Below are 15,706 nucleotides of genomic sequence, written 5' to 3'. Positions count from 1 at the left end.
CCGATGACCGACATATCATTGGTGCGAGCCCGCGGCGTTGTCGGACGCTGTGGTGCGAGCCCGGTTGTGAGCATGGTCCGCAGGTCGTCGGCGACAGTGGTGAGCGGCGCGAGCCGCATCCCCCTTGAGAGATCGAGTCGAGATCGACGCCTTGCATGGTGCTGCCGTTCATCAACGATGGACGCGCTGCTGGATGCGCGCGGCACGGCCAAGGTGGACATCGACAAGTTGCCGCGCGCCGCCAGCAAGGCTCGCACCGAGCACGACATCCGCCAGCGGCTGGCCAATTGGGCGGGCGTGGACCTCACGCGCATCAACGGGCTGGGGGTGACAGTGGTCATGAAGCTGCTCAGCGAGATCGGGCCGGAAATCAGCCGCTTCGCCAGCGTCAAGCACTTCTGCTCCTGGCTGGGGCTGTGCCCGGGCACCAAGATCAGCGGCGGCAAGGTGCTGTCCTCGGGCACCAAGCGCTCGGCCAACCGGGCGCGGCAGGCCCTGAAGCTGGCCGCGCAGAGCCTGCGGCGCAGCGAGTCGGCGCTGGGGCGTTCTACAGACGGCTGTCATCGCGCATGGACAAGCCCAAGGCCAACACCGCCGCGGCGCACAAGTTGGCACGCATGGTGTACTTCATGCTCACCCAGGGCGAGGCCTTCGTTGACCAGGGCCAGCAGCGCTACGAGCAGCAGCAGCGCCAGCGCAGCATCGCCGCCCTCAAGCGCCGCGCCGCCGCGCTGGGCTTCCAGATCAATCCCGTGGAGGCCGCTGCATGAAATCAGCTGTCTTCAGTTCTGTTTCTTGAGAGCGACAACGCCAACTGCTCGATCATCAGCGGCCCGCCGCCTGCTCCGTACGTAAGCGTCCTCTCACCACCGCCTTGAAGTGCATGCTGCAACACGGCAGCATGCGTGCACATGCAAGACAGCGGACACATCCCGATCTGGCCCGGTGAGCGCTTCAAGAGCACCAATGCACGACGCCGTCATCGCTACCATGCAGCCTTCAAGGACTGGATCGTCCAGCAGCCGCAACTGCCGGGCATGTCGCTGGCAGGCCTGGCCATGCGCAATCAAATCAACGCGAACCAGTTGCGCCGCTGGGTCGTCGTGCTGCAAAGGCCGCGCGGCGCCGAACCCTCGCCGCTGATGCTGCCCGTTACGCTCGCAGCAGCGCCGCTGCCTACCTCCGTTGCGGCCTCACCCCGGGCCTGCATCGAACTGTGCATCGCCGAGGTCACCGTGCGGGTGCACGCTGGTGCCGACACCCAGACCCTTCGGGCTGTGCTCGAAGCACTGCGAGGTGCCCCGCGGTGATCGGCCTTCCCGCCAACACGCGCGTGTGGCTGGCTGCCGGCCACACCGACATGCGCAAGGGCTTCGACGGCCTGGCCGCCCAGGTGCAGGGCACGCTGGCGGCCAACCCCTTCGGGGGCCACGTCTTCGTCTTCCGCGGGCGCCGCGGCGACATCGTCAAGCTGCTGTGGTTCGACGGCCAGGGCCTGCTGCTGCTGGCCAAGCGTCTGGAGCACGGGCGATTCGTCTGGCCCAGCGCGACGCAGGGACGGGTCGTGCTGACGGCGGCGCAGCTGTCGATGCTGCTGGAGGGCATCGACTGGCGCATGCCCGCCAGGACGCACACGCCCTCGCTGGCGGCCTGAGCCCTGGGCGAGGGCTCGCGTGCGCACGCGAGCACGCGTGGCGCGTGACGCAGCGCCGAACCTCGGGCACATTACGGCCCGTGCCGAGCCCCAGCGCCCATCCCGACCGACTGCCCGACGACCCGCAGTGGCTCAAGGGCGAGGTCAAGCGGCTGGAACTGCTGGTGCAGAAGCTGACGCTGCAACTGGCACGCCAGCAGCGTGCGCGATTCGGCGCGAGCAGCGAGCGTTACGCAGACGGCCAGGCGAGCCTGATTGAGGCGGAGTTCGCTCAGGCCGAGCCATCCGCGGCACCCGGGGCGGAGCCGGCACCCGCTGCCGCCAACCAAGGCCTGGACCGCAGCCTGCCCGCCCACCTGCCCCACGAACAACTGCTGCTGCGCCCGCCGGCGAGCGAAGCGCGCCACGACGCGCAAGGCCGCCCATGCGGCTGCACCGCCTGCGGAGGGCGGCTGCGGGCATTGGGCCACGATGTCTCGCATCACCTGGAGTACGTGCCCGGTTGCTTCAAGGTCATCCGTGCCATGCGCGAGAAGCAGGTGTGCACGGCCTGCGAGGCGATCTGGCAGGCCCCCGCGCCCAGCCGTCCGATCCCCCGGGGCCCGGCCAGTGCCGGCCTGCTGTCGCACGTGATGGTCAGCAAATACGGCGACCACCTGCCGCTGAAACGCCTCAGCCGCATCTTTGCGCGCGAGGGCGTGCACATCGAGCGTGCCACGATGGCCGGCTGGGTCGAGCAGGTCCACACGCTGCTCGAACCGCTGGTCGCTGCGCTGGGGCGACACGTCCTGCAAGGCGCGAAGGTGCATGCCGACGACACCCCGGTCAAGGTGCTTGCACCGGGGCGTGGCAAGACCCTCACCGGGCGGCTGTGGGTGTATGTGCGCGACGACCGGCCCAGTGCCGGCACCGCGGCGCTGGCGGCCTGGGTTCGCTACAGCCCCGACTGCAAGGGCGAGCACCCACGCGCGCACCTGCACGGCTTTTTCGGCATCCTGCAGGCCGCTGCCTATGCCGGCTGTGGCGGCCTGTACGAGCAGGGCGTGACCGAGGCGGCCTGCTGGGCCCATGCACGGCGTCCGTGGTGGGATTTGTACGAGCGGCACCGCGACGAGGATGGCCTGGCTGCGCAGGCGCTGCGGCGCATCCGGGCGCTGTACGTCATTGAAGAGGACATCCGAGGGCGGCCGCCGGACGTGCGCCGTTCCCAGCGCCAGGCGCGGGCCGCACCGTTGCTGCAGGCGTTTCATGCGTGGCTGCACGACGTGCTGCTCAGGTCTCGGCCAAGTCGGAGTTGGCCAGCGCTGCGCGCTACAGCCTGGCACGCTGGCCTGCCTTGACGCGCTATGTCGACGACGGGCGCATCGAGATCGACAACTTGGCGGCCGAGCGCGCCATCCGGGGCATCGCGCTGGGGCGCAACAACTACCTGTTCATGGGCTCGCACGACGGCGGGCACCGCGCCGCCAGCCTATACAGCCTGATGGAGACGGCCAAGCTCAACGCGATGGATTCGCAGACCTGGCTGCGCGAGGTGCTCGCGCGCATTGCCGATCACCCGGTCAATCGGATCGAGGAGCTGCTGCCGTGGAACATGGCCGCGCAGCCGTGGGCGCAAAGGAAGGCGGCGTGAGTGCGGCTGGGGTTGACTCGCGCCTGTTGGAAGTGCTCGGGCGCGCCAGCAGTCTGGAGCTGCTGCGGCTCAAGGGCGTGATCGAGCGGATGCTGGCTGATCCGAGGCGCATCGTGCCCATCCGCCTGAATCTGCATCTGGGGCAGGCGGTGCGGTTCATGGATTGGCGGGACGGCCGGATGTGCGCGGGCACGGTGCTGGCCCTGAAGGAGACGCAGGCCACGATCCAGGAAGAGGGCAGGCGCATCGCCTGGTCCGTGCCCTATACGGCCATCGAGCCGCCGGCGCACACGGCTCAAGCTGCAGCCGCACCTGAAGCCCCGGTCGCGCCCCAGCCAGGACGCAACGACTTCCGCTGCGGCGAGAAGGTGGCCTTCGAGGACAAGTACCTCAACACCATCGTGGGAACAATCGTGCGCATCAACCAGCGCACCGCCAGCATCGATCCCGGCGATGGCACTACCTGGCGCGTCGGCTTCCCCCTATTACGCCACGTCGTAGATATCTGAGCGGCAAGGCTCTGTCCAGAGGGCCGTGGGGACACGCTTACCTCCGTACGACGGGGATGCCAAGTGATCGAGCTGCCGCGCAGCACCTACTACTACCGCGCCAGCCCCAGCGCTGATGCGCTCAGCGATGAGAGCCTTGTCGAGCTGATTGGACAGGTGCGTGAGGCGTGGCCCAGCTATGGCTATCGACGCATCACGCATGAACTCAGGCGGCGCGGCCACTGCGTCGACCACAAGCGGGTGGCGCGCTTGATGCGCACGCATGGACTGAGTGTGCAGCCAAAGCGCCGCTCCGTGCGCACGACCGACAGCCAGCACGCGAATGCCGTCTCGCCCAACCTGTACGCCAATGTCGTGCCGCCCAGGCCTGACATGGTGTGAGTGGCCGACATGACCTACATCCGCATCGGTGAGCAGTTCTGCTTCCTGGCGGCGATCCTGGACGCGTGCAGTCGAAAGGTGGTGGGCTATGCAATCTCGCACGAGATCGACACGCGCTTGGCACTGGCGGCGCTGGCCGCAGCAGTCCAGTTGCGACGACACCTGCGGGCTGCATTCATCACAGCGACCGCGGTGCGCCGTATACCAGCCGTGCTTACCGCAAGGCATTGCAGGAGGCGGAGCTGCGCAGTTCGATGAGCAGCGCAGGCAACCCGTATCACGATGCCCAGGCCGAGAGCTTCATGAAGACGCTGAAGGTCGAGCAGGTTTATCTGGCCGGCTACGAAGACTTCCAGGACGTCGTCAGCCACCTGCCTCAGTTCATTGACCAGGTCTACAACGCCACTCGACTGCACTCGGCGCTGAGCTACGTCCCACCCAACGAATTCGAAGATCAACTCGCCCAGCAAGCAGCTTAGTTCTGTGCTACTTCTGTGGTCCAGCCCCAGGATTCACTCTAACGGACCATTCGTGAAGAGCATCCCTAACGGCGTGTCGACAGAGCATTTGCCTAAATTCGCCGACGTTACCTACGCGGAATGCGCACTCGACGTCACACGGCTGCGAAGATCTGGAGCGACTCGTCCATGAGTGCCTTCAGTTCTGCAACGCGGAGCGGGCCGAGCTTCTCATCCAGGGTGCGCCGCGCGATGCGCAGGCGGCGCCCCGCTATCGCCTGCTTTGCCCGTCCGCTGTCGGTAAGGCGAATGCTGCGGCTGCGCGCATCCTTGCCTGCACCTAGTTCGATCCATCCTGCCGATAGTAGCGGCCTCAGCGCTCTCGTCAGGGTAGAAGGATCAATGCCTAGGGAGCGAGCCAGCTCACCGGGCTCCACCGGCTGCAGCCGTCGCACCTCGGACAGAAGCCATAACTGGGTCGCCTTCAAGCCGGCCTTTGCGAGTTCCGAGTCGAAGTGTTGCGCGACACAGCGCGTCAGACGACGCAACTTGGCGTATGCGCAGTCTTCCATAGCCGCGACCATCTCATTCCGCAGCGCGCTTGCGCCGCGGCTCCGCTGCCGGCAAATTAAGCGCATGCGTTTCGTCGATAAACCGGCGACTGGACGCAAGGATCTCCTTGCGCGTGCGCTCTGTTTCGACGCACCGCGCCAGCAGGATTGCGCCTACGCATTGCGCGATGAGCGCCCACGACGCATCGGGGTTGCCGACTCGGCTGCACCAACTCTTTTGCAGCTGCTTGAGCCCCTTCTCGACGATGGCCTTCACCGCAGAATCACCACGGCCAATCTCCGGCCCAAGTGTGGGAAGCACGCACCCGGCTTCAGGATTCAGCGCGTGAAACGAACTCAGATAGCTACGAAGGTTTTTCGCGACATGGTCAGGTGGCGAGCTCTCGTCGCCCGCAAGCATCTCGGTGCTGTTCGCGACCTCCTCAAGCACAAGTTCGGCGAACAAGGCTTCCTTGCTGGGGAAGTGCCCATAGAAAGCCCCGCCGGTCAATCCGATGCTGGCCATGAGCTCATCGACGCTGGTCGCGCCGAAGCCGCCTCTTTTCATGATGGCTCGCGCGCTTGCCAGGAGCTTCTTGCGCGTTGCCTCCTTGTGCGAAGCAGGATAGCGCATGGGGAAAGTCCTCCGAATTCCTGTTGACAGTGCAGGAATCTTAACATAGACATCGTTTACTCAACGATCCGTTATTTATTCCCAGTTCACACGAGAGCGGCGCCGACGAAGCGCGAATCTCCTTTTGTTGCACCCAACGAACCGCCCCTGGCCGAACCACGTCATGAGAGAAGCCGCCATCGTCTTGACCTGCCCCCATAACCCGTACCAGTCGATTTGAGAGATCCGCTGGGTGAAAGAAGATTGCTCCTTGGTTTGCTGCTGCGCCGGCGTAGCGCTGCTGGTAGTTCGACGCTGCTGCGCAGCGAACTTCGCTGGCGGTATCCGCCCGCAACTGCGGTGTGGCCGCACCTCGTTGTGGTCGATCCGTCAGCGTGCGATCTCGGTGCGTGCCCGCTTCAGGCTCTGGAACCAGTGCTCGTTCAAGCACTCGTCGCGGAACTTGCCGTTGAAGCTCTCGATATAGGCGTTCTGCGTGGGCTTGCCCGGTTGGTTGAGGATGTGGCACACGCCCTTGGACTGTGCCCAGGCCGTGAAGGTCCGGCTGGTAAATTCCGGCCCCTGGTCCGTTCGCAAGGCCTGCGGGTGGGTACGGGCCCATGTGCGGGCGCTGTTCGTCGGTCGTGGTGCCGAGCCACATATGTTCAGCTTTCCCTCGGTGCAGCCCATAACCCCACTGACAAAGGGTGGGTTCGGCGTGGCCGCGATACCGCCGACTTTCGTGCGTGACGAACTGGAAGCAGGGTGCCTGGAAGTACGCGACGGCCCCGCGCTGCCCCCACGACGATCACCGTGGCCCAGCTGCGCGACACGGTCCCAGCTGCGCGTGCGGTTGCGAGGCTGACACGTTTGATCGTCGGCGAGTACTGCGCCGAGGCAGGAAAAATCTGGGTCAGCGATCTGACCGCAGGCGAGCCGCCCAAACGAGAGTGCAGGAGTACCTACCAAGCGTCGATGCGCTGACGCCCCACGCAGCGAATGTTGACTGAAGAGCTGGCGAGAGCACTCTGCGGGCAGCGACGCGCTCAACCACGATACTTCAGGCGCACGCGCTGGGTTGCCGACGATCTACACCTACGATTCTGCATGCGCGTCATGCTCTTCGAGCTCGAGCGAACCGCCTCCGAGGCTGTTCACCGCTGCGCTGGTTCTCAGCCTCCGTGGACGTTTCTTCGCTGGCAGCAGCTGGTTCGGGAAGGTCAACATCTGTCGGACCCGCAGAAGATCGAGCAGGTCAACAAATTCTGGAACAGTTGGAGGGCCGCAGGGAATCCCAGTGGCTCAGACGGCCCCCCGGCCGAACCCCGGAGATCGCCGGGAGGCACGCGACTGGACGACCTGGACCGCATGCTCGCGGTGAGCAAATATGCGACCTTGCGCGTTCTGTACGTGCCGGACGATCAAATGCGCATCACATACGTCTTGGTCCGCAACCAGAGCTCGACGAGTACGCGCGCCGTGGTGAGCTACTACGGCGCCTCTGCTTCGGATCCGTTGATTCTCGATACCTCGACGGATCTGGTTCGCCCCGCGAGTTCGCGGAAAGACCTCACTCCCGTCTTCAGCGCACCCGGCACCCGCGTCATGGACGCGGTGCTGCGGGAGATCGGCCCGGCTGTCCCGGCTCAACCATGCCGCGCCGTCCCGTAGGCGCTCGGCCACAGTGCACTCACCGCATGGAGTCGTCGGGTTCGGCCGCACCCCCTGGTGCTGACGTCGTCTCGGCCTGCTCACGACGGATTCCAGGCGTCTGCGCGGACCGCTTGAAAACACGATCCCGCCGCATGAACGCTTCGAGCATGTGTGGCACCAAGGCGGCGGCATCCGCGGCATCGCCATACACCCGCGAATGCAGCGCGGCGTATCGGTCCAGATCATCCTTCAGCTCGACAGGACACAGGAACGTGAACTTCACGCTTTCGGCCTTGGGCAAAGGCCCGAGCCGCAGCTTTCGTGTTGATGTCATGGAAGAGCCCTTCGTTCAAAGAGAAGCGGCTGGTAGGGCCGCAAAACCAGATCCCGATTCACGATGACCCGCACCGGTAGACCGGCACGCAACGTCAGGGTCGGTTGGATGTCAAGGTTGCGCCGTGTGAGTTCCTGCCCGGCCCGACTGACGCTGTCCTGCAGGCTCTCGCGACCTGCGATCACCACGCGATCGCCGCCGCTTCGGTTCTCTGGCGCCGCCAGTTCGGCACCAATGCCGAGCAACGTCGTCAACGCCGCACCGGCCATGACGCGGTCCCAGTGCCAGTCCACGCCGTCCTCCGAGCCGGCATTACCTGAAGGGTCTGCGCCGACGAGGTTGTCCAAGGCAAGCGATGTGGTGTCGGGAAGGATGACGCGCTGCCAGACGATTTGCACTCTGCTCTGCCCGAAGCTCACCTGACTGTTGTAGCGCCCCAAAATGCGCGCGCCTTGCGGAATCAGCAGATGGCGGCCGGTGGCCGTGTCGTAGACGGGTTCGGTCACGGTGGCGATGACATCACCCGGCAGGTCAGATTGAATGCCGGTGACCAAGGCGCCAGCGATCACCGTCCCCGCCATGACCTGATAGGGAGAAGCGGGCAGCATCAGTGACCCGGCATTCCGAGTCTGGCCGGGACCAGCGTTCAGGAATGCTTCTTTCTGATCGGGCTGCGGAGCACGCGCCTGCAGCGCGTCGAATGCAGGCGCTACACCTCCCCCGGACGCGGCGCCATCACGCACAGGTACCTGAGCCGACGACGCCAACGACGCCCCAGACCTAGCCTCGCTCTCCATCGACGCCAGATTGCTCGCCACCGAAGGAGCGCGTTGCCCGCTTGAACGGAAGAACACCCCCGACGCCCGGGCCTGTGCTTCTTCCTTGTGCAGCGCGTCCCGCTCGGCCTGCTGCGGGTCATGGCCAGGCGGTGTGTACCTGGCGCCGACGGGCTGCTGTGCCTTGAGCACGGCGGGCCCCAGGTCACCTGGTAGCGGCGGGCCGAGCTGCGGGAACTCGGATGCAGTTGGTACGGATGCACGCACCTGCGAGTAGTCCGTGGGCAACTGGCCCAATCCCTCCGACCGAGATACGCGATCCACGTTGTACAGCTCCGCGGGCTCGCCTCCGGCCTTTCTTGATCGGGGTTCCAGCGACCAGAACATGGCGCCCAGGACGCCCACCGACAAGCTTCCCGCGAGAAGGATCATCATCCGCCGATTCAGCCGCACGACAGCGCGCGGCGGAGCACGCAACGCCATGCCTTCTGGCGGCGCCTTCGGCGACGTCGCCGCGCCCTCCTCAATCGAAGTCGTCACGATCCCGCTCCCTGGGCGCGGCCATCGGAGCGCTCGATCCGCACGACGTCGGCCTTGCCCGCGCCCAGCCGCAGTTCGGCCGCACCAAACAGCCGATCGACGATGTAGTACGGCGGCCTGAAGCGGTAGTTCACCAATTGCGCATCTCCTTGAGCCCCCACCACGAAGAGAGGAGGCAGCTCACCCTGGGTGATCCCTGCGGGAAACTGGATGTACACCTTCTCCCCGTCATCGAAGGCCCGCAGCGGCTTCCACGGTGGGCTGTCGCCGCGCATGGCGTAGCGAAACCGAAGCCGCTCCAGCGCCAACCCACTGTCGATCGGTGTCGCGGCCTGCGCCTTCACCGCCTCGCGCTTGAGCGCAATGAGGCGATCCTTGGGATAGTCCCAAGACACCGAAGCCATCCAAGCTTGTTGCGTTGAAGTCAGCTCAACGAGATAGGTCCGCCGGTTGGTCGTGATGACCAGGTTGGTCTTGAGGTCGGCGCGAATGGGCTTGACCAGCACACTGAACCGGGCCGTCTCTCCCGCACCGCTGGCCGTATCCCCCACGATCCAGCGGACGGTATCGCCGGCCGCGACCGTCACCAGTTCCTCTCCAGCCTGCAGGAGGATCGCCGTCACTCGGCCAGGCGCTGCATAGACCTGGTAGAGGGCACCTTCGCTGTAGGGCCAGACCTGGATCGCATTCACGTACCCGTCGCGCGTGGGCGCCACACGGGCATCGTCGTTCGCGCGCGCAACGCGCCTCGCCTCATCGGCAGGCTCGGTCGCAACAGGCGCGGGCGCCTCGGTGTCCAGCGGCTTCAGCTGCGCCGGCATGGGCAGCACCTGCGGTACCTCAATCACGGCGGCAGGCGACGCGGGCTCTGGCACGCGGGTCGCCTCGACCGGCTCGTCCAACGCAATCACTGGTGGCGGTGCCAACCGACTGGCACATCCAGCAAGTCCCACGGACACAACCGCAAAGGCACAGATCCTGAAAGTCGCACTCATTGCTTCACTCCTTCATTGGCGTCCAGTTCGCGGCTCCACGACAGCCCATTGACGTAGATGCCGAGGGGGTTCTTGCGCAGGCGCTGCTCGGTGCGCGGCGTCTGCAGCACGACCGTGACCGAAGCGGTCCAGCGCTCCATGCCGGCCGCCGCGCCGTTGACGAAACGCTGCTCCGTCCAGCGCACGTTGAAGGACTGCTCGGTGGCATGGACCACGCTGTTGATCTGGACCGTGACGGATTCCTTCCCCACCCGCGAGAAGGGATCGTTCACGCGCGCGTACCCGTTCAGCGAGGCAGCGCCGCGGTCCGTGGTGTAGTCGTAGGCATCCAGCCAGTTCTGCCGCACAACCACAGGATCGATGGACAGGGAGCGCACCAGTGTGATGAATCGGGCCAGGTGGTGCGCGATCTGAGCATCCGTCGGCCGATAAGGCGTGGCGGCTTCGCCGACGGCGCGGACCTGGCCCGCTGCGTCCACTTCCACGACGTAGGGCGTCACGGTGGCGCGCGACGCGCGCCACAGCAAGCCGCCGCCCATCAGCAGGGCCAGTCCCAGGCAGCCGAAGGCCATCCACCGCCAGTTGCGGGCCTGCACCCGCGCGGACCCGATCCGCTCGTCCCAGACCTGGCCAGCGGCCTGGTACGGAGTGACAGGTTGCGGCGAGTGCGCATAGCGCACGGCCGGTCGCTTGAAACGCATGATGTGCTCCTCAGGAATCCGAATCGCGCAGGCTCGGGCCGGTGCCGGCGCCACCGGCATCGCCACTGCGCAAGGTGTGGGCGGCCGTCGTGGCCGCATGCCCCATCTGCTGGCGCCGCCGCATGCGCCGCGCCCAGGCTGGCTCCGGCGTTTGACCTGTCCGAGATGGCTCGTCCCCCGCGTCTGCGACGCCCGGTTCGGCCCCGGCAGGTACAGCCGCCTCAGCCACGAAGTCCGCCACGCGTTCGCCCAGGGCGTTGGAGCCAGCCGCCAGGCGCGTCCCCAATGCACTCGCGCCGACACGCGCCACGTTGGCCACGCCCGCTACGGCAGCCCGGGCTGGATTAGCAGCGTCGCTGGCTGCGCCAGAGACATAGGCCTTCCTGGCCTCACGAGCCAGTGATGTCGCGGTTCGGCTGGCCGCGACGCCGCCTCGGATGGCAGCGCCCGTCGCACCGGGCGCGAGCCGCGCCCCAGCTGCTGCGGCCGACCCCACGCTCGCAGCAGCAGCACCGCCTGCGACCGCAAGACCCACCGCGCCCAACGCAGTACCGGCTGCCGCACCCGCACCCAGTTGCGCCGCGCCGGACACGAGCCCGATCGCGATGCCCGGGCCGAAGACGCCGAGCCCCAGCAAGGTCAGCGCCGCGAGCATCGTGACCAGCGCGTGATCGATGCTGGGGTCCTCCCCAGGCGCGGCCGTGAACTCGCCGAACAGGCCCGAGCCGATGCCGACGATGACGGCCAGCACCAGCACCTTGATGCCCGAGGCCACCACATTGCCCAGAACCTTCTCGGCCAGGAAGGCCGTCTTGTTCCACAGCGCAAAGGGCACCAGCACGAAGCCGGCCAGCGTGGTCAGCTTGAACTCGATCAGCGTGACGAAGAGCTGAACGGCCAGCACGAAGAACGCCACGATCAGCACCAGCCACGCCAGGAAGAGCACGACGATCATGTCCAGGTTGGCAAAGACCTCCGGAAAGCCCGTCAGGTCGCCGATCTGCTTCATGATCGGTCGCCCCGCTTCGATGCCAACCTGCGCCAGGCGGCCCGGCTGCAGCAGCTGCCCCATCGAAAGACCGGCGCCCGATGCCTGCAGCCCGAGCCCTGCGAAGGAGTCGAACACGATGCTGGCCAGCCGGTTGAAGTTGCCAAGGATGTAGGCGAAGGCACCCACATAGAGCACCTTCTTGATGAGCCGCGCCATGACGTCATCGCCCTGCCCACTCGCATGGCCCAATGCCCACATCAGTCCCGCGAGGGTCATGTCGATGGCCACTAACGTCGCCGTCAGGAAGCGCACCTCACCCTGAAGCAATCCGAAGCCGGAATCGATGTAGCGGGAGAAGACGTCCAGGAAGCGGTCGATGATCCCGACGTCGTTCATGGCGCAGCAACTTGAGCAGCCTGCGCCGGCGTCGAACCGGGTGCAGCGTACGGCGACGGTGCCGCTCGCAGGAAGCGCCGCCGAGCGGCCTCCGAAGCAGCGGCGCACTGTGCTTCCGACACGGCCGCATCTCGCCGCCGACACGCGGACTGCAAGGCAGACAGTCGCTTCGGATCCTCCGCCAGTTCCTGCGCAGACGCCGGAGACGCCAATGTCTCCTGCTGACTGCAGCCGCCCTGGCCCAACACTGCGCCCACCAGCATGCCCATCGTCAGCCAGTAGACGGCGCCCGGCGCACCCACGGCCTCACGGAGTGCCACGAAAGCTCACCGGGTAAGGGGTGTAGGCCGTGCCGCTGCCCTGGAAGCGGCGCCGCGTCTCCCGCGCGCGCTCATGCGCGGTGGCCTGCCGCGCCTGTTCCAGCGCGGCTGCACGGTCCTGCGTCAGCTGAAGCTGCTGCGCCTGGATGGCCTGCCGGGCCTGCAGCGCCAGGAGTTGATTCGTCGCCTGCACCGCCTGCAAGGCGCCGCTTGCCGACTGGCTGCGCTCCACCAGGTCCGACAGAACTTGCTCATCCGCCGAGAAGTTCTGCAGGGCCAGCGCCTGCAACTTGGTGGCGGTGCGCAGTGCTTCCAGCGACAAGGACCAGCGCCGGCGGGCATCCTCGACAATCTGGCCCTGCGACACAGCGCCGCCCATGGCCTGCGGATACAGCGCCTGGAACTGCGCCTCCATGGCCTGCACGCCCTGGGCCAGGCCCTGCGCCTCCTGGATCAACCGGTTCGACGTGGCGAGCGTGCTGCGCAGTTGCGCCAGCGCGTTGAAGTCCAGTCGTGCCAGGTTCTTGGCCTGGTTGGTCAGCATCTGCGCCTCGTTCTGCAGTTGCTTCACCTGGTTGTTGATCTGCTCCAGGGTGTTGGCCGCCGTGAGGATGTTCTGCGCCAGGTTCGAAGGGTCGAGCACGATGTCGCCGATCCCGAAGAGCGCGTGGGCCGGAGCCGCGGCGCCCAAGGCAAGGGCGGCCGCCAGCGCCACGCGACGGAGCGAGCAGTGATTGATGTGCAAAGAGTTCATGCAGCGTTCTCCTTCAGATCGGACGATTCGGGACCACGCCCGGGAAAGGCATCCAGCAGCTCGGCCGCCCACCCCAGCCGCTGGTGCATCAGCCATTGCCGGGCGAAAGCAGGGCGGCCGTGCTCGCGCAGCAGCTCATCCATCTCCCGCTGCTGTTCGGGTCGCGCCGCTCCGGCGAAGGCCAGGGCCACCGCCCCCAGGCCCAGCTCGAACATCCGACAGCCCACTCGGGACTGGTAGTAGTACTCGCGCTTCGGAATGGCCGTCGCCACAAGGGCGATCTGCCGAGCGTTGAGGCCAAAGCCCTCGTAGATCTGCCGGATCTGCGGCTCCGTCGCCTGAGGGTTGGGCAGAAAGATGCGGCTGGCACAGCTTTCGACGATGGCCGGCGCAATGCTGGAGTTCTGGATGTCGGCCAGGCTCTGCGTCGCGAAGACCACCGACACGTTCTTCTTGCGCAGCGTCTTGAGCCATTGGCGGATGCGTGCCGCGAACACCGGGTCGTCCAGGAAGAGCCAGGCTTCGTCCATGATGAGCAGCGTGGGCGCCCCGTCGAAGCGGGCCTCGAAGCGCGCGAAGAGATAACCCAGTACGGCCAGCACCGCCGTCTTGCTGGGCATCAGCGCTTCCATCTCGAAGCACTGCACGGCGGCATCGCCCAGCCTGTCCGCCTCCGCATCCAGCAGCCGCCCATGGGCGCCGCCGAGTACGTAGGGCGCCAGCGCTTGCCGCAAGGCCTTGGATTGCAGCAGAACCGAGAGCCCCGTCAGCGTTCGCTGCTCGATCGGCGCGCTGGCCAGACTGCCCAGAGCCAGCCAGACCGCCTCGCGTTCGGCGGGGCCTACGTCGACACCTTCCTGCCGCAGCCGCCCCTCGATCCATTCGGCCGCCCAGGCCCGATGGCCTCCTTCATCGATGCGTGCCAGGGGCTGGAAAGCGATACCGTGCTCGGCGCCGAGGTCGTAGTGCTCGCCCCCGAGCCCCAGGATCGTCGCGCGCAAGGACCGCCCAACGTCAAAGGCCAGAACGCGGGAGCCGGCATAGCGCCGGAACTGCAGCGCCAGCGTGGCCAGCAACACGGATTTGCCCATGCCGGTCGGGCCCACCACCAGCGTATGGCCCACGTCGCCCACGTGCGTCACCAGCCGGAACGGCGTCGCTCCGTCTGTGCGTGTGATCACAAGCGGCGGCCCGTCCAGATGGGCGTTGCGCTCCGGCCCGGCCCAGACCGCCGACACGGGCATCAGGTGAGCCAGGTTCAGCGTGGACACGATGGGCTGGCGGACGTTGGCATACACATGCCCGGGCAGAGACGACAGCCAGGCTTCCACCGCATTGAGCGTCTCCGGCATCGTGACGAAGCCGCGCGCCTGGATCACCCGCTCAACCTGCCGCAGCTTTTCTTCAGCCGCGTCCGCGTTGGCATCCATGACCACCACCGTCGCGGTGACATAGCCGAAAGCGACCTGGTCACCGCCCAAGGACTGCAGTGCCGCGTCGGCGTCGGCCGCCTTGTTGCTCGCATCGCTGTCGACCAGCGGGCTCTCCTGCTGGAACACGCTCTCGCGCAGCAGGGCGATGACGCTCTTGCGCTTGGCGAACCACTGCCGCCGCAGCCGCACGAGCGCCTGCTCCGCTTCGGCTTTGTCCATGCAGAGGAAGCGGGTCGACCAGCGGTAGGCGAAGCCCAGTCGGTTGAGATCGTCCAGGATGCCGGGCCAGGTGGATGTGGGAAAGCCACGGACGGTCAGGACCCGCAGGTGTTGACTGCCCAACATGGGTGCCAAACCACCGGCCAAGGGTCGGTCGGCAAGCAGCACGTCCAGATACATGGGCACCTCGGGCACCGCGACCGCGTGCCCGTGCTCCGAGATGCAGCCGTGCAGGAAGGACAGGGTCTGCGCGTCGTCCAGCCAGCCGACCTCGGGCATCACGCCTTCGATCAGGTCCAGCAGCCGGCCAGACTCCGCCACGAAGGTCGTCAGGCGCTCACGCCAGTCCACGCCTTCCGCAGCCCGGTTCTCGTAGAGAAGATGTGCCGCCCGTGCGCGGTTTTCCTGCGGGGGAAGGCAGACGAGTGTGAGGTGGTAGTGACTCTCAAAGTGGCTGTCGGACGCCTCGAAGGCCGCGCGACGCTCTTCGTCCACGAGCCACGACAGAGGCTCAGGAAATGCCGAGTCGGGATAGCCGGCCGCCTCGCGCCGCTCGGCCTGCACGAAGATCGCCCAGCCGGAACCCAGGCGACGCAGCGCGTTGTTGAGCCGCGCGGTCGTCGCCATCAGCTCGGTCGGCGTGGCGCTGTCCAGATCGGGGCCGCGAAATCGGGCCGTGCGCTGGAAGCTTCCGTCCTTGTTCAGGACGACACCCGGCGCCACAAGCGCCGCCCAGGGCAGATAGTCGGCCAGTTGGTCGGCACGCCGGCGGTATTCGGACAGATTGAACATGAG

Annotated in this window: 17 protein-coding genes and 3 pseudogenes; 9 read left to right on the top strand and 11 right to left on the bottom strand. The window is 66.6% G+C overall.

Annotated features, from left to right (window positions below):
- Positions 1 to 186 precede the first annotated feature (186 nt).
- The 8 genes and pseudogenes from ABIC63_RS13975 to ABIC63_RS13935 form a co-directional block, all read left to right on the top strand.
- A pseudogene (locus tag ABIC63_RS13975) lies at positions 187 to 770 on the top strand (transposase); the annotation flags it as partial.
- Between the two features lie 141 nt (positions 771 to 911).
- Positions 912 to 1,310, top strand: coding sequence for a transposase (locus ABIC63_RS13970; RefSeq protein WP_354320355.1), 399 nt, complete (start codon positions 912 to 914; stop codon positions 1,308 to 1,310).
- Positions 1,307 to 1,654 carry an IS66 family insertion sequence element accessory protein TnpB gene (tnpB, locus tag ABIC63_RS13965; protein ID WP_354320169.1) on the top strand — a complete coding sequence of 116 codons (348 nt, stop codon included), beginning with the start codon at positions 1,307 to 1,309 and terminating at the stop codon, positions 1,652 to 1,654. Before ABIC63_RS13970 ends, tnpB begins: the two co-directional genes overlap by 4 nt.
- 80 nt (positions 1,655 to 1,734) lie before the next feature.
- Positions 1,735 to 3,287: pseudogene (gene tnpC / locus ABIC63_RS13960) on the top strand (IS66 family transposase).
- Positions 3,242 to 3,796, top strand: coding sequence for a hypothetical protein (locus tag ABIC63_RS13950; RefSeq protein WP_354320168.1), 555 nt, complete (start codon positions 3,242 to 3,244; stop codon positions 3,794 to 3,796). Before tnpC ends, ABIC63_RS13950 begins: the two are co-directional and overlap by 46 nt.
- Positions 3,797 to 3,859: 63 nt before the next feature.
- A complete protein-coding gene (locus tag ABIC63_RS13945) occupies positions 3,860 to 4,177 on the top strand; it encodes an IS3 family transposase (RefSeq protein WP_354320167.1) in 318 nt (105 codons plus the stop codon).
- 9 nt (positions 4,178 to 4,186) lie between these two features.
- Positions 4,187 to 4,435, top strand: a complete 249-nt coding sequence (locus tag ABIC63_RS13940; RefSeq protein WP_354320166.1) for a DDE-type integrase/transposase/recombinase — start codon at positions 4,187 to 4,189, stop codon at positions 4,433 to 4,435.
- Positions 4,432 to 4,656, top strand: coding sequence for an integrase core domain-containing protein (locus ABIC63_RS13935; RefSeq protein ID WP_354320165.1), 225 nt, complete (start codon positions 4,432 to 4,434; stop codon positions 4,654 to 4,656). Before ABIC63_RS13940 ends, ABIC63_RS13935 begins: the two co-directional genes overlap by 4 nt.
- 134 nt (positions 4,657 to 4,790) lie before the next feature.
- Here ABIC63_RS13935 and ABIC63_RS13930 read toward each other — a convergent pair whose 3' ends face one another.
- From ABIC63_RS13930 to ABIC63_RS13920, 3 genes and pseudogenes are all read right to left on the bottom strand, one after another.
- Complete coding sequence (locus ABIC63_RS13930; protein WP_354320164.1) at positions 4,791 to 5,207, bottom strand: MarR family winged helix-turn-helix transcriptional regulator; 417 nt, start codon at positions 5,205 to 5,207, stop codon at positions 4,791 to 4,793.
- 13 nt (positions 5,208 to 5,220) lie between these two features.
- Positions 5,221 to 5,820 carry a TetR/AcrR family transcriptional regulator gene (locus ABIC63_RS13925; RefSeq protein ID WP_354320163.1) on the bottom strand — a complete coding sequence of 200 codons (600 nt, stop codon included), beginning with the start codon at positions 5,818 to 5,820 and terminating at the stop codon, positions 5,221 to 5,223.
- 291 nt (positions 5,821 to 6,111) lie between these two features.
- Positions 6,112 to 6,414, bottom strand: a pseudogene (locus tag ABIC63_RS13920) (integrase core domain-containing protein); the annotation flags it as partial.
- A gap of 492 nt (positions 6,415 to 6,906) precedes the next feature.
- Between ABIC63_RS13920 and ABIC63_RS13915 the strand changes: the two are divergent.
- A complete protein-coding gene (locus tag ABIC63_RS13915) occupies positions 6,907 to 7,470 on the top strand; it encodes a hypothetical protein (RefSeq protein WP_354320162.1) in 564 nt (187 codons plus the stop codon).
- A gap of 19 nt (positions 7,471 to 7,489) precedes the next feature.
- On the opposite strand, the gene ABIC63_RS13910 is transcribed toward ABIC63_RS13915, so the two are convergent.
- The 8 genes from ABIC63_RS13910 to trbE are packed head-to-tail and all read right to left on the bottom strand — an operon-like array spanning position 7,490 to position 15,703.
- Positions 7,490 to 7,786 (bottom strand): DUF2274 domain-containing protein, encoded by a 297-nt coding sequence (locus ABIC63_RS13910; RefSeq protein ID WP_354320161.1) that lies wholly within the window; start codon positions 7,784 to 7,786, stop codon positions 7,490 to 7,492.
- Positions 7,783 to 9,045 carry a TraB/TrbI/VirB10 family type IV secretion system protein gene (locus ABIC63_RS13905; RefSeq protein ID WP_354320353.1) on the bottom strand — a complete coding sequence of 421 codons (1,263 nt, stop codon included), beginning with the start codon at positions 9,043 to 9,045 and terminating at the stop codon, positions 7,783 to 7,785. Before ABIC63_RS13905 ends, ABIC63_RS13910 begins: the two co-directional genes overlap by 4 nt.
- 53 nt (positions 9,046 to 9,098) lie before the next feature.
- Positions 9,099 to 10,097 carry a P-type conjugative transfer protein TrbG gene (trbG, locus tag ABIC63_RS13900; protein ID WP_354320160.1) on the bottom strand — a complete coding sequence of 333 codons (999 nt, stop codon included), beginning with the start codon at positions 10,095 to 10,097 and terminating at the stop codon, positions 9,099 to 9,101.
- Positions 10,094 to 10,798 carry a conjugal transfer protein TrbF gene (gene trbF / locus ABIC63_RS13895; protein WP_354320159.1) on the bottom strand — a complete coding sequence of 235 codons (705 nt, stop codon included), beginning with the start codon at positions 10,796 to 10,798 and terminating at the stop codon, positions 10,094 to 10,096. The genes trbG and trbF overlap by 4 nt, the downstream gene beginning before the upstream one ends.
- A 10-nt stretch (positions 10,799 to 10,808) precedes the next feature.
- Positions 10,809 to 12,185, bottom strand: a complete 1,377-nt coding sequence (gene trbL / locus ABIC63_RS13890) for a P-type conjugative transfer protein TrbL (RefSeq protein WP_354320158.1) — start codon at positions 12,183 to 12,185, stop codon at positions 10,809 to 10,811.
- Positions 12,182 to 12,448: a hypothetical protein gene (locus ABIC63_RS13885; RefSeq protein ID WP_354320352.1), complete on the bottom strand. Its 267-nt coding sequence runs from the start codon at positions 12,446 to 12,448 to the stop codon at positions 12,182 to 12,184. Before ABIC63_RS13885 ends, trbL begins: the two co-directional genes overlap by 4 nt.
- A 43-nt stretch (positions 12,449 to 12,491) precedes the next feature.
- Positions 12,492 to 13,259, bottom strand: a complete 768-nt coding sequence (trbJ, locus tag ABIC63_RS13880; protein WP_354320157.1) for a P-type conjugative transfer protein TrbJ — start codon at positions 13,257 to 13,259, stop codon at positions 12,492 to 12,494.
- Positions 13,256 to 15,703, bottom strand: coding sequence for a conjugal transfer protein TrbE (trbE, locus tag ABIC63_RS13875; RefSeq protein WP_354320156.1), 2,448 nt, complete (start codon positions 15,701 to 15,703; stop codon positions 13,256 to 13,258). Before trbE ends, trbJ begins: the two co-directional genes overlap by 4 nt.
- Positions 15,704 to 15,706 lie beyond the last annotated feature (3 nt).

It is taken from the genome of Pseudacidovorax sp. 1753, assembly GCF_040544975.1.
In the GTDB taxonomy this organism is placed as follows: domain Bacteria; phylum Pseudomonadota; class Gammaproteobacteria; order Burkholderiales; family Burkholderiaceae_C; genus Xenophilus.
This window is presented reverse-complemented; position numbering and strand designations above follow the sequence as displayed.

What these genes read in the sequence shown, in the direction of transcription:
- ABIC63_RS13970 (WP_354320355.1), top strand. Translation starts at nt 912, where the DNA reads ATGCAAGACAGCGGACACATCCCGATCTGGCCCGGTGAGCGCTTCAAG.
- ABIC63_RS13940 (WP_354320166.1), top strand. Translation starts at nt 4,187, where the DNA reads ATGACCTACATCCGCATCGGTGAGCAGTTCTGCTTCCTGGCGGCGATC.
- ABIC63_RS13935 (WP_354320165.1), top strand. Translation starts at nt 4,432, where the DNA reads ATGAGCAGCGCAGGCAACCCGTATCACGATGCCCAGGCCGAGAGCTTC.
- ABIC63_RS13930 (WP_354320164.1), bottom strand. Translation starts at nt 5,207, where the DNA reads ATGGAAGACTGCGCATACGCCAAGTTGCGTCGTCTGACGCGCTGTGTC.
- ABIC63_RS13925 (WP_354320163.1), bottom strand. Translation starts at nt 5,820, where the DNA reads ATGCGCTATCCTGCTTCGCACAAGGAGGCAACGCGCAAGAAGCTCCTG.
- ABIC63_RS13915 (WP_354320162.1), top strand. Translation starts at nt 6,907, where the DNA reads ATGCGCGTCATGCTCTTCGAGCTCGAGCGAACCGCCTCCGAGGCTGTT.
- ABIC63_RS13910 (WP_354320161.1), bottom strand. Translation starts at nt 7,786, where the DNA reads ATGACATCAACACGAAAGCTGCGGCTCGGGCCTTTGCCCAAGGCCGAA.
- ABIC63_RS13905 (WP_354320353.1), bottom strand. Translation starts at nt 9,045, where the DNA reads ATGGCGTTGCGTGCTCCGCCGCGCGCTGTCGTGCGGCTGAATCGGCGG.
- trbG (WP_354320160.1), bottom strand. Translation starts at nt 10,097, where the DNA reads ATGAGTGCGACTTTCAGGATCTGTGCCTTTGCGGTTGTGTCCGTGGGA.
- trbF (WP_354320159.1), bottom strand. Translation starts at nt 10,798, where the DNA reads ATGCGTTTCAAGCGACCGGCCGTGCGCTATGCGCACTCGCCGCAACCT.
- trbL (WP_354320158.1), bottom strand. Translation starts at nt 12,185, where the DNA reads ATGAACGACGTCGGGATCATCGACCGCTTCCTGGACGTCTTCTCCCGC.
- ABIC63_RS13885 (WP_354320352.1), bottom strand. Translation starts at nt 12,448, where the DNA reads ATGCTGGTGGGCGCAGTGTTGGGCCAGGGCGGCTGCAGTCAGCAGGAG.
- trbJ (WP_354320157.1), bottom strand. Translation starts at nt 13,259, where the DNA reads ATGAACTCTTTGCACATCAATCACTGCTCGCTCCGTCGCGTGGCGCTG.
- trbE (WP_354320156.1), bottom strand. Translation starts at nt 15,703, where the DNA reads ATGTTCAATCTGTCCGAATACCGCCGGCGTGCCGACCAACTGGCCGAC.